The following is an 11906-nucleotide window of genomic DNA, read 5'->3' as shown; positions in this document are numbered from 1 at the left end:
ACCGAGGCCCGATGCGACCTAGAACGAATAGGCCAGCGAAGCAAACAGGCTGCGCGGCGCACCCGGCGTGACCCACAGGCTGTTGTACGAGCTGACGTAGGTCGTGCGGTTGAACAGGTTGTTCAGCACGACCGACGCCCGCAGGTGCTTGTTGACCTGAACGTAGCCGTTGAGCTGGACGGTCGCGTAGGCCGGCAGTTCGAACCCGTCCTGCGTGTTGGCCGTGTTGCCGGCGCGGCGCCCGACATAGATCACGCCGGCGCCGGCACCGGCCTTGTCCGCGAACGGAAGGGTCGTCTCGTACATCAGCAGCGCGCTGCCGCTCAGCCGCGGTACGTCGACGAGGCGTGAGCCGGGCGCCAGCACGGTATCGCGCGTGACCTCGGCGTCGACGTACGCGAAGTTCGCGATGCCGCGCAGGCCGTGACCGAGGTCGCCGCTCCATTCGAATTCGACACCGCGGCTGCGCACTTCGCCGGCCGCGCGCGAGAAGCCGGCATTCGCGGGATCGGCGGTGAGCACGTTGCGCTTGGTCACGTAGAACGCCGAGACGGTCGTGAGCGAGCGCGCGCCCGCCCATTTCGCGCCGGCTTCGTAGCCGTGGCCTTTTTCGGGATCGAACGCGTTGCCGCCGACGTCGGCGCCGTTGTTCGGCCGGAACGAGTACGCGGTGTTCGCATACAGCGACCACGCGGGGCTCATTTCATACACGACGCCGATACGCGGGCTCACCGCGGTCTGCAACTGGCTCGTCGTCACACCCTTCAGGCGGTTGTCGATCGACTGGTGGAAGCGATCCCAGCGCAGCCCGGCCAGGATTTTCCAGTGCGGCCCGAACGCGAGCGTGTCCTGCGCGTAGACGCCTTGACCGTCGTCGCGTTCGAGCAGGTTGGTCGCGGTGCGCGGCGTCGGCGCGGGCTGGCCGTAGACCGGATCGAAGATGTCGATCGCATAGGGCGCCGCGGCGCTCGGCGTGGAGCGCGTGACGAACTGGTCGTAGTTGAAGCGATACGCATCGACGCCCATCACGAGCGTATGGCCGATGCCGCCCGTGCGGAACGTGCCGGTCGTCTCGAGGCGGCCTTGCAGGTCGTTCGAGTGAAACGCGACTTGCCGGTAGCGGCGCCACAGCGTGCGGCCGTCCGGCTGCAATGCGAATGCCTCGGACGAGCGCCCCGACAGGTCGGTGTTGCGTTGCGCGACGCCCGCGTTGATCGACCAGGCTGAATCGATGCGATGTTCGAGCGTGAACTGATGGCCCGTGTTGCGCACGTCGTAGTCGCCGTCGCGCGGCTCGCCGAGGAAGCGCGACGCGGGGATCACGCCAAGCTGCCCGTTGACCGCCAGCACGCCGCGATCGAGCGGCGCGCGCTGACGGGCGCTCTCGAACTCGTAATGGAGCGTCGTGTCCGCGCCGATGTCCCACGTGAACGACGGCGAGAACAGGTAGCGTTTGCTCGATACCGTGTCGCGGAAGCTGCCGTTGTTCTCGTTCATCGCGACGAAGCGGTACGCGAGCGATTTCGTGACGGGGCCGGTCGAATCGAGTGTCTGACGCAATGCGCCGTAGCTGCCGGCCGACACGCCGATGGTGTTCGCGCGTGCGAACTGCGGCTGCTTCGTCGTATAGCTGATGATCCCGCCCGGATCGCCGCGGCCATACAGCGCGGACGCCGGCCCCTTGAGCACTTCCATGCGCTCGAGGTTGACGGTGTCGCGCGGCACGCTCATCCCGCGATTCCACGAAAAGCCGTTGACCAGGTAGTCGGTGCCGGACGTGTTGCCGTCGCCGGCGAAGCCGCGCACCGCGTAGTTGTCCCACAGGCCGCCGAAGTTGTTCTGGCGCGACACGCCCGCGACCCAGTCGTAAAGATCGTCGCCGCGCGTGGCGGCCACGGTCTGGATCAGCTTCGTATCGACACTGCTGACCGCGAACGGAATGTCCATCACGTCCGCCTCGCTGCGCGTCGCGCTCGTCGATTCGCGTGTGCGAAACGGCGCCGTCGCGCGTTGCGCGGACACCTCGATCGCAGGCAGCGCCGTTTCCTGTGCGTCCGCTGCACCCATGCCGGCCGTGCCGACGACGATGGCCATCGGTGCGGCCGCCCAGTTCCTCCTGCTCATACCTGTCCCTTTTTGTCTCGTTCGCGTTCGGGCACGGCGGGCGGCCTTGCGCCGACATCGGTGTTCCAAACAGTACATTCGCGCGGCAATTTAATGCAAATGAGAGGCATTTGCAATCGTAATTTTGAGATGGGCCCGACAGCCCGTCGGTCGTCCGGTTCGGCGCGGTCGCCATTTGCGATTGCGAGTAGTACGGGCCGACGATCCGCACCTTCGAATGGGTCTCGATGTACTGGCCGCGGCGATCAACTGTCGGAACCGGAGAAGGGCTTGCTCGGCGAGGCGCTGCGGTTGCTCGCCGAGACGCGCGCGTGCGCTGGAATTCCGTGTCGAGGTGAACCGGCGCCACGCCGGATGTCCACGACTTCAACCGGCCGACGATCATCGAGCGGCAGCGACGCTTCGGCACGCGGTCTTGCCCGTCGGGCGAAGCCGGCACGGCGGCGCCCGCCCGTTTCGCGTGAGCCGGGGCTCACGCGAAGCCGCCCCCGAGCGGCCTCGCTGCCAGGATCGATGCCCGGCGCCGGTTACGCCGCCGACAGCGTGACCGACACACCCGTCGCGGTATAAACGGGCGTTGCCTTGAACCCGTCGACCGTCACCGTCGCGAACTTCGCGGCCGCCGCCGCGCCGTCGATCAGCGCGATGGTGTCGCCGGCCTTCGGCGCGTAGCCGTTCACGAATTTCACGTGCAGCGTGCCGCCCGTGACGGTGAGCGGGCCGCCCACGCGCAGGCGTCCGCCGCCGTTGCCGTCGATGTCGAGTTCGAGCGTCGTGTTGTCGAGCTGCGTATAGCGGGTCGCGATCGTCACCGGTGCATTGGCCGCGATCTTCACGCCGCCGCCCGGGCCGACGTACACGTCGCCCTTGCCGAACGCCGTCGTCGACGCGGCCGCGAGCGTGCCGCCGCTCACCTGCGTGCCGCCCGTGTAGCTGTTGTTGCCCGCCAGCGTCAGCGTGCCGCTGCCTTGCAACGTCAGCTTGCCGGCGCCCGCGACGTCGTTGCGCCACAGGTCGGCCGCATTGAGCCCGCCCTGCGACGCATCCATCGACACGACCACGTTGCCGTTGAACGCGCCGTAGCCGTCGGCGGCCGCGAACAGGTTCAGGCGCCCCCAGCCTTCCGCATCGTCCATGACCGGATAGCCGGACGGCAGTTCGGTCGTCTTCAGCACGACGCGCCGCTGCTCGGCGCTCAGGTACGGGAAGCGCGTCTGCAGCAGGATCTCCGCGCCCTTCGGCACGACGGGCGGCGCGTCCGTCGATTCGATCGCGCCGAAGCCGAACGTCATGCGGCGCAGGAATGCGGCCTTGTTCGTCGCGTAGTCGGCGAACCGGTCGGTCGTCGCCGTACCGGAGTGCGCGAAGGCGGAGAACGTCGTGGCGCTCGTCCCCGTCAATTGCTGCAGCGCCTGGTGGGCTTGCGTGTAGGCGGTCTGTGCGTCATTGGCGTACGCGGTCAGGTTCGCCGCGCTGACGGCCAGCGCGAGCATGCGGCCGCCGATCACGTCGAGCGGCGAGTGCATGCCGGCGAGGATCCGGTTCTCGCCGAGCTCGAGGCCGCGGCTGATCATTTCCTGGAAGCGCTCCGGCACGAGCCACGCCATCGTCGTCGCATCGCGCACCGCCTCGGCCGTGTGGCCGCTGATGAAGCCGCCGTCGGTCGCGGGCGTCGTGCTTTCCGCCGGCACGAGCGTTGGCGCGACCACCACGCTCGTGCTCCAGCGGTACGGACGCGCGTATTTGAAGAAGCGTTTGGACGGTTCGGTCGACGCGTTGTTGCCCATTTCGTTGAGCAGGTCGACGACTTTCCCGAAGCTCGCGTTCGTGCTGCTGCCGACGCCGACGTTGTTGCCCGAGTCGTTGTACAGCACCGTCGTCGCGTCGGACGGAATGCTGGTGATGCTGGTCGTCTGCTGGGCCGCGGTGCGCCACGCGGCGGTGAGCGGGCCCATGCCGTCGGTCACGCTGTAACCCTTGCCGCGCCGGTCGTCGTAGTACGCGGCATCGGCCTGCTGCGGCGTGCGGGCGGTCGTCGCGTTGACCACGTACTGCACGTTGGCCGACAGCACCGCATCGTTCAGGATCGTGCCGCACGATACGCCGCTGTTCGGCAGCCCGGAGCAGGTCGACGGCGAGATGGCCGGGAACGCGCCGAACGCCTGCGCGCTCACGCCTGCGTCGACCAGCATCGTCGCCGGTTGCCAGAGATCGAGGTAGCGGCCCAACATGCGCACCGCGGCGTTGGTCGACAGCGTCGCATAGCGCGCGTCGCCGCGCTGGTTGGTCGCGACGTTGTCGACGAAAGCGGGCGCGCTCGGGATCGGCGCACTGTCGACGAAGCCGGGGTCGGCGGGCGGCGCGGGAACGGCCGCGGCCAGGGTGCTGGTCGACGCGACATCATCGCCGCCGCCGCACGCAGCCAGCACGATCGCACTCGACAAGGCTGCGACGTGCAGCGGGAAACGGCTTCGTGACGCAAACATGCAAGACTCCATCCTGATGGTCGAAGATGGCGAATTGTGGTGATGGATCGTTACGCGGCCGTTACGGATTTGTTTCGCGCCGGATTCAATGCGCGCGAATTCCCACTATCTGGTTAATTCCCGATGCTTAGCATGTCGGGTGACGGATTGGATGCGTCCATCGACGGCACGTGCGCGGCGGGGGGGCTAGGCGCCGGCCGCGCGCGCGTCGAGCCGGAACAGCGATACCGCCTCGGCAAGCCGGCCTCCCTGTTCCTCGAGCGACCTCGATGCGGCGGCTGCCTGTTCGACGAGCGCCGCGTTCTGCTGGGTGACTTCATCCATTTGCGTAATGGCCAGGTTCACCTGCTCGATGCCTCGGCTCTGCTCGTTCGACGCGGCCGCGATCTCGCCCATGATGTCGGTCACACGCGAGATTGCGTGCGTGACCTGGTTCATCGTCTCGCCCGCGTTGTTCGCGATTTGCGAGCCGTCCTGGATTTTCCGGACCGATTGCGAGATCAGCTCGCGAATTTCCTTCGCGGCGCTCGACGAGCGCTGCGCAAGACTTCGGACTTCACTGGCCACCACGGCAAAGCCGCGGCCCTGTTCGCCGGCGCGGGCGGCCTCCACGGCCGCGTTGAGCGCGAGAATGTTGGTCTGGAATGCAATCCCTTCGATGATCGCGGTGATCTCGGCGATTTTGGCGGAGCCGGCGCTGATGTCCGTCATCGTGTCGACCATCAGGCCGACTGCCGTGCTGCCGCGCTGGGCGACCTCCGATGCGTTGTTGGCCAGCCCGCTCGCCTGCTGCGCATTGTCGGCGTTCAGGCGCACGGTGGACGTCAGCTGCTCCATGCTCGATGCGGTCTCCTGCAGCGATGCGGCCTGCTGTTCCGTGCGGGAGGAGAGGTCCTGGTTGCCGGACGCGATTTCGCCGGCGCCTGTCGCGACGTTGCCGGATGCGGTCCGGACTTCCGAGATCAGGCGGGTCAGGTTCGCCTGCATGTCCCGCATGGAAGCCAGTACGCTGCCGGCCGGCGCGGCACCGGTCGAGGATTCCATGCCGAGATCGCCGGCGGCGATACGGCGCGCGATGTCGCTGAGCGCGGCAGGCTCCGTGCCGAGCGAGCGCAGCAGGCCGCGGGTGATGAAGACGCCCAGGATCGCGGCGGCGGCTGCCGCCGCGATACACATGACGATCAGCATCAGTCGTTGTGAGGCATAGCGGTCGGCCGATTCCGTCACGAGTTGCGCGCCCAGCGTGCGGGCGTACGTCGCATAGGCGTCGGTGGCGGCGACGAGCCTGGCCAGCAGCGGTCGACACTGTTCGTTGATCATCGTGATGGCCTGATCGCGCCGGTTGTTCGCCGCCGCATCGACGATGGCGCGCGCCACCGGGCCGTACTGCGCTTCGACCACGCCGATTTGCCGGACCAGTTCGCGGGCCTTGTCGGAGGCGCCGCTTCCCTCGCGGACCGCATTCGTCAGTTCGCCGAGCAGCGCGCCGACCTCGCGGTCGGCCTGCAGCGCCGCGTCCTTTTCGAGGTCCGCGTCGCGCGGTGCGGTCGCGAGCACCTGGTTGCGGGCGGCGATCGCGCGCCGGTCGACCGCGACGCGAACCTTGTCCGCCAGGAGTGCACGGGCGTTGGTGCCGTTGACGTAATTCTCGAATGCCGCGTTCGCATTGCCGAGCGATACGATGCCGAAAATGGAGACGAGCAGGACCATGCAGGTCAGGAGGCTGAAAGCCAGGGTCAGCTTCGTGCGAACCGTTAATCGTTGATTATTCATGTGAGCAGTCCTGTTTCATTGATTCAAATAGCTTTCCTTATTATCGGATTGGTACATGAACAATTTAGGACCGTTGTCCGAAGCAATCGTTTGCGTACGCTCTGCTGCCGAAAAAAATGCAGACCCGGCCCGTGACCGGTCAAGCCAGGCGAGCGATTGGCTCGGTTTCCGCGCAACACACCCGGTTGCGGCCTTCGCGCTTCGCCCGATAAAGCGCCATGTCCGCCTGATGCGACAGCGCATGCACGGACGGGGGGCGCGCGCGATGGCCGGTCGCGCAGCCGATGCTGACGGTGAAGGCCGGAACGGTTTCCGCGAACCCGTCGAGCCGGTTGCGTTCGACTTCGCGGCGAATCGCCTCCGCGACCTGCGCGGCACCGCTTTCGTCCGTATCCGGCAGCACCGCGACGAACTCCTCGCCGCCGTAGCGTGCGGCGAGATCGCCGCGCCGTCGCGTGTGGGTGCGGATGCATTCGGCGAGAAAGCGCAGTGCCGTGTCGCCTTCCGCATGCCCGTGCCGGTCGTTGTACTGCTTGAAGTGGTCGGCATCGATGAACAGGATCGACAGGCTGCCGTTGCTGCCCCGCTGCAGCCGTTCCCATTCGTCGGCCAGCGCGATATCGAGGGCGCGGCGGTTGCACAGTCCCGTCAGCGGATCGGTTCGCGTGAGATCCATGAGCAGCGTCTGCTTGCGCAGGTTGTCGCGTAGCGCAAACGCAAGCAGCCAGACCACCGCGCAGAAGAATGCGCTGATCACGAAGGCGGACACCCCCACCGTCCACGACAGGCGCGTGATGCTCGCCAGCACGTCGCCCTCGGCCGGCGCGACGACGGCGATCAGCGGCGTGCCCGGCACCCGCTGGTACGTATACAGCCGCATGACGCCGTCGATGGTCGAACGAGCGGGGTAGAAGCCCGATTCACTGTGCACCATCCGGTCGAACGCTTTCGAGCGACGCAGGTGGTTCATCTGGTTGTCGTTCAACGACGGATTGCGCGCGAGGATCGCGCCGTCCGCGCGCAGGATCGCGCTGACCCCGTTCGGCCCGACATCGAGACCGGACAGGACCTGCTCGAAATAGGCGATGTCGATGGCGACCACCGCGATGCCGTTGAACGTATGATCCGGCCGTTCGATGCGCCGCGACAGCGCGATGGATTCCTTGCCGCCGCGCGAGCGCGCGCGATAGGCCTCGGACACGTAGAGGCCGACGTTGTCGGCGTCGCGATGGACCTTGAAGTAGTCGCGATCGCTGAAATCCCAATGATGGGTCGTGCCGCAGCATCCGTCGATCATCTGGCCGTGCCGGTCGGTCACGCCCATGCCGGTCACGTATTGCGCGGCGGTGCGCTCGAACAGCAGGTCGTGCCGCAGCCCGGCATCCATCCGCCGCACCGCGGGCTTGCCGAGATCGGACGCGAGTGCGACCAGCGCGTTGTTCGACGTTTCGACGGTGCGCGCGATCTGGCTCACCAGGACGGCTGCGACGTTGCGCGACGTCTCGTGAGCGTGTTCGATCACTTCGTTGCGCCCGACCCACAGTGTCGCCGCGCTGATCCCGAGCGCCGCCAGCGACATCAACGTGCCCAATGCCCCGACGACAAGATGGTTGCGTCCGGCCCAGTCGGCAATTTTCTCGATCGAGGTGAATGCGGGCATGCTCGTGCTCGTATGGGAAGCCGGCTGCAACGGTGCCGACGCGGGTCAAATCCGGGTTAACGGCACGGTTAACGGAAAATCGAGTGCGCCAGTGGACGCGTGCGATCGCGCATGGAAGCGCAAACGTGTGCGAGTTCGTCCGGCCGGTCGTGCAATGTCGTGCATCGGGCGCGTGCCGCCGCCCGGAGCGATGTGCGGCGACACGCGCCGCCGGCACGTCGATTGATAACCCATCGACATCAATCCTTCCAAAAATTGCACTTATCGTTTGCCCGGCGACGAGCGAACATGCCGGAAAACGACAATCGATCCACCTCCCGCGTATTTCCGGATTTTCAGGAGACACCCCGATGCACCCCTCGTCCAGCCTTCCGAACGAACGTTCGAAGGCCGCTGCAGTTTTCCGCGTCACCGCCGGGAATTTTCTCGAGCAGTTCGACTTCTTCCTGTTCGGCTTCTACGCCACGCAGATCGCCAACGTTTTCTTTCCCGCGCAAAGCGAGTTCGCGTCGCTGATGATGACCTTCGCCGTGTTCGGCGCCGGCTTCCTGATGCGGCCGCTGGGCGCCATCGTGCTGGGCGCGTACATCGACGACGTCGGCCGCCGCAAGGGCCTGATCGTCACGCTGTCCATCATGGCGAGCGGCACCATCCTGATCGCGTTCGTGCCGGGCTACGCGACCATCGGCCTGCTGGCGCCCGCGCTCGTGCTGCTCGGGCGGCTGCTGCAGGGCTTCTCCGCCGGCGCGGAACTGGGCGGCGTATCGGTCTATCTCGCCGAGCTGGCCACACCCGGCCGCAAGGGGTTCTTCACGAGCTGGCAATCCGCCAGCCAGCAGGTGGCGATCGTCGTCGCGGCGGCCCTGGGCTTTGCACTGAATCAATGGCTGAGCGCGTCGGCCATCGCCGCATGGGGATGGCGCGCGCCGTTCTTCGTCGGCTGCATGATCGTGCCGTTCATCTTCATGCTGCGCCGCAACCTGGAGGAAACCCAGGAATTCAAGGCGCGCAAGCATCGTCCGGGCATGAAGGAAGTGTTCGGCACGCTGGTTCAGAACTGGGGCGTCGTCGTGGCCGGCATGATGCTGGTCGCGATGACCACCACGAGCTTCTATCTGATCACGGTCTACGCACCGACCTTCGGCAAGACGGTGCTGCACCTGAGCACCGCCGACAGCCTGCTCGTGACGCTCTGCGTCGGCGTGTCGAACTTCGTGTGGCTGCCGATCGGCGGTGCGCTGTCCGACCGGATCGGCCGCCGGCCGCTGCTGGTCGGCATGACGGTGCTCACCGTCGTGACCGCCTACCCGGCGCTGTCGTTGCTTGCTCACGCGCCGTCGTTCGTCAACATGCTGCTCGTCCTCCTGTGGCTCTCGTTCATGTACGGGATCTATAACGGTGCGATGGTCGTGGCGCTCACGGAGGTGATGCCGGTGCAGGTGCGCGTGGCAGGCTTCTCGCTCGCGTACAGCCTCGCGACGGCCGTGTTCGGCGGCTTCACGCCCGCGATCTCGACCGCGCTCATTCACATGACGGGCGACAAGGCCGCACCGGGCTACTGGATGAGCTTTGCCGCCGTGTGCGCGCTGCTTGCGACGTTCGCGCTCTATCGTCGCCGCACGGCGACGCTGACGCCTGCGCATTGATGCCCGGCCCATCCGGAATGTTCATCAACCCACGCGAATCCGCATGACCAAGATCATGAGAAATCTGCTCCCGAAATTTTGCGCGGCCGCGCTCGTCCTTGCCACGGCCGTGGCTGCCAACGTGCAGGCCGCCGAACTGCACGTGATGAGCTCGGGCGGCTTCACCGCCGCCTACAAGCTGCTCGGCCCCCGGTTTGCTTCCACGACGGGCAATACGCTCGATACCGCGCTCGGCCCGTCGATGGGCAAGTCGCCTGAGGCGATTCCAAACCGGCTCGCGCGCGGCGAGCCCGCCGACGCGGTCATCATGGTCGGCTATGCGCTGGACGACCTGATCAAGCAGGGCAAGGTCATCCCCGGATCGCGGGTCGAGCTGGCCGACTCGCGTATCGGCGTGGTCGTGCGCGACGGCTCGGCACAACCCGACATCGGTTCCCCCGAAGGCCTCAAGCAGGCACTGCTGCACGCGAAGTCGATCGCCTACTCGGACAGCGCGAGCGGCGTGTATATCGAACGCGAGCTGTTCAGGAAGCTCGGCATCGAGAACCAGGTGAAGTCGAAGGCGAAGATGATTCCGCGGATTCCGGTGGCATCGGTCGTCGCGAACGGCGACTACGAAATCGGCTTCCAGCAGGTGAGCGAACTGCTGCCGGTCAAGGGGGCGACCTTCGTCGGCAAGATTCCCGAATCGCTGCAGTCGGTCACGCGCTTCGCGGCCGGCATCCCCGTCGGCGCGCAGCATCCGGCGGAAGCGAAGGCGCTGCTCGACTATCTTGCGTCGCCGGATGTTCAGGCCGACGTGAAATCGACCGGGCTGGATTCCGTCCCCGCTCATTGAGCCTGATCGACGGGAAGGTTTGCGTCATACCGCCTTCCCGTCACCGTCACCGTCGGCATCGGCGGCGGCACGGTCTGCATCGACCCCGTTCGGGGATACCGGCCCCCCTGCAGCGAGCCGCTGCGCAAGACGCGCACGATCGCATGCCCGTTCCCACATCGACACGAAGATCACCGCGCACGCATTGCTGATCACGCTCGTCAGTGCGCGTGCCTCGGACATGAAGCGATCGATGCCGACCAGCAGTGCCACGCCGGCGACGGGCAGGTCGGGGATGACGACGAGCGTGGCGACCAGCGCCACCAGCCCGCTACCGGAAACACCGGCCGCGCCCTTGGACGTGAGCAGCATGACGGCGAGCATCACGGCGATCTGCGACGCGGAAAGGGGCACGTCGCACGCCTGCGCGATGAACAAGGCAGCGAGCGTCAGATAGATCGCGGTGCCGTCCAGGTTGAACGAATAGCCCGCCGGCAGCACGAGCCCCACGACGCCCTTGTCGCACCCGAGCGATTCCAGCTTGACGATCAGACGCGGCAGAACGGGCTCCGACGAGGACGTCGCGAGGACGATGAGCAACTCTTCGCGCAGGTAGCGCAACAGCCGCCACAGCGCGAAGCCGTGCAGGCGTGCGAGCGGTGCGAGCACGAGTGCGACGAACAGCGCGCATGCCGCATAGAAGGACACCACCAGCTTCGCGAGCGAGCCGACCGAACCGATCCCGAAGCGGCCCACCGTGAAGGCCATCGCGCCGAACGCGCCGAGCGGTGCGAGCCGCATGATCATCGCGAGCACGCGAAAGACAACCTGGGCGACCCCGTCGATCAGCGCAAGCACGGGCTGGCCGGCCTGCCGGTGCGCATTCAGCGAGAAGCCGAACAGCAGCGACAACAGCAGCACCGGCAACACCTCGCCTTGCTCGAACGCGCCGAGCATCGTATCGGGGATCACGCTCAGCCCGAATGCCACGAGCCCGCGCGGCTGCGCTTCCTTCGCGTACTGCGCGAGGATGCTCGAATCGAGATGGTGCACGTCGATGTGCAGGCCGGCGCCGGGGCGCAGCACGAACGCGGTGACGAGCCCGATCGCGAGCGCGACGGCGGTCAGCAGATAGAAGAGCGCCAGCGACCGAACGATCGTGCGGCCGATGGCCTTCCCGTTCGCGAGTGACGTGATGCCCGAGACGATCGTGCAAAAGACGATCGGCGCGATGGTCATTCGCACGAGGCCGACGAACGCGTCGCTGAGGGGCTTGAACGTCGCGCCTGCGGCCGGCCATACATGACCGACGGTCACGCCGAGCAGCATCGCGAGCAGGACCTGCACGTAGAGCGATTTGAGCAGCCTGGCCAACCTCACGGGACGGTCTTCCTTCGTGT

At 66.6% G+C, this 11906-nt stretch carries 7 protein-coding genes and 1 pseudogene; 2 read left to right on the top strand and 6 right to left on the bottom strand.

The window, feature by feature from the left end:
- Window positions 1-18: 18 nt before the first annotated feature.
- The 5 genes and pseudogenes from CFB82_RS38110 to CFB82_RS38090 form a co-directional block, all read right to left on the bottom strand.
- Complete coding sequence (locus tag CFB82_RS38110) at window positions 19-2124, bottom strand: TonB-dependent siderophore receptor (protein ID WP_089487439.1); 2106 nt, start codon at window positions 2122-2124, stop codon at window positions 19-21.
- Window positions 2125-2259: 135 nt separating this feature from the next.
- Window positions 2260-2359 (bottom strand): annotated as a pseudogene (locus CFB82_RS44290) (LacI family transcriptional regulator); the annotation flags it as partial.
- 292 nt (window positions 2360-2651) lie between these two features.
- Window positions 2652-4610: a phosphatase PAP2 family protein gene (locus CFB82_RS38100; RefSeq protein WP_089487438.1), complete on the bottom strand. Its 1959-nt coding sequence runs from the start codon at window positions 4608-4610 to the stop codon at window positions 2652-2654.
- A 186-nt stretch (window positions 4611-4796) separates the two neighbouring features.
- Window positions 4797-6383 (bottom strand): methyl-accepting chemotaxis protein, encoded by a 1587-nt coding sequence (locus CFB82_RS38095; protein ID WP_089487437.1) that lies wholly within the window; start codon window positions 6381-6383, stop codon window positions 4797-4799.
- A 139-nt stretch (window positions 6384-6522) separates the two neighbouring features.
- Window positions 6523-8043 (bottom strand): sensor domain-containing diguanylate cyclase, encoded by a 1521-nt coding sequence (locus CFB82_RS38090; protein WP_089449201.1) that lies wholly within the window; start codon window positions 8041-8043, stop codon window positions 6523-6525.
- A 350-nt stretch (window positions 8044-8393) separates the two neighbouring features.
- Between CFB82_RS38090 and CFB82_RS38085 the strand changes: the two genes are divergently transcribed.
- Complete coding sequence (locus tag CFB82_RS38085) at window positions 8394-9689, top strand: MFS transporter (protein ID WP_089449202.1); 1296 nt, start codon at window positions 8394-8396, stop codon at window positions 9687-9689.
- A 55-nt stretch (window positions 9690-9744) separates the two neighbouring features.
- Window positions 9745-10527 carry a substrate-binding domain-containing protein gene (locus CFB82_RS38080; RefSeq protein WP_089487550.1) on the top strand — a complete coding sequence of 261 codons (783 nt, stop codon included), beginning with the start codon at window positions 9745-9747 and terminating at the stop codon, window positions 10525-10527.
- A gap of 24 nt (window positions 10528-10551) precedes the next feature.
- Here the strand turns inward: CFB82_RS38080 and dctA are convergent, their stop codons facing one another.
- A complete protein-coding gene (gene dctA / locus CFB82_RS38075; protein ID WP_089487436.1) occupies window positions 10552-11886 on the bottom strand; it encodes a C4-dicarboxylate transporter DctA in 1335 nt (444 codons plus the stop codon).
- Window positions 11887-11906 lie beyond the last annotated feature (20 nt).

This window comes from Burkholderia sp. HI2714 (assembly GCF_002223085.1).
Taxonomy (GTDB): Bacteria; Pseudomonadota; Gammaproteobacteria; order Burkholderiales; family Burkholderiaceae; genus Burkholderia; species Burkholderia lata_D.
Note: the sequence above shows the minus strand (reverse complement) of the source record. Positions and strands in the feature narration are given on the sequence as shown.

What these genes read in the sequence shown, in the direction of transcription:
- CFB82_RS38110 (WP_089487439.1), bottom strand. Translation starts at nt 2,124, where the DNA reads ATGAGCAGGAGGAACTGGGCGGCCGCACCGATGGCCATCGTCGTCGGC.
- CFB82_RS38100 (WP_089487438.1), bottom strand. Translation starts at nt 4,610, where the DNA reads ATGTTTGCGTCACGAAGCCGTTTCCCGCTGCACGTCGCAGCCTTGTCG.
- CFB82_RS38095 (WP_089487437.1), bottom strand. Translation starts at nt 6,383, where the DNA reads ATGAATAATCAACGATTAACGGTTCGCACGAAGCTGACCCTGGCTTTC.
- CFB82_RS38090 (WP_089449201.1), bottom strand. Translation starts at nt 8,043, where the DNA reads ATGCCCGCATTCACCTCGATCGAGAAAATTGCCGACTGGGCCGGACGC.
- CFB82_RS38085 (WP_089449202.1), top strand. Translation starts at nt 8,394, where the DNA reads ATGCACCCCTCGTCCAGCCTTCCGAACGAACGTTCGAAGGCCGCTGCA.
- CFB82_RS38080 (WP_089487550.1), top strand. Translation starts at nt 9,745, where the DNA reads ATGAGAAATCTGCTCCCGAAATTTTGCGCGGCCGCGCTCGTCCTTGCC.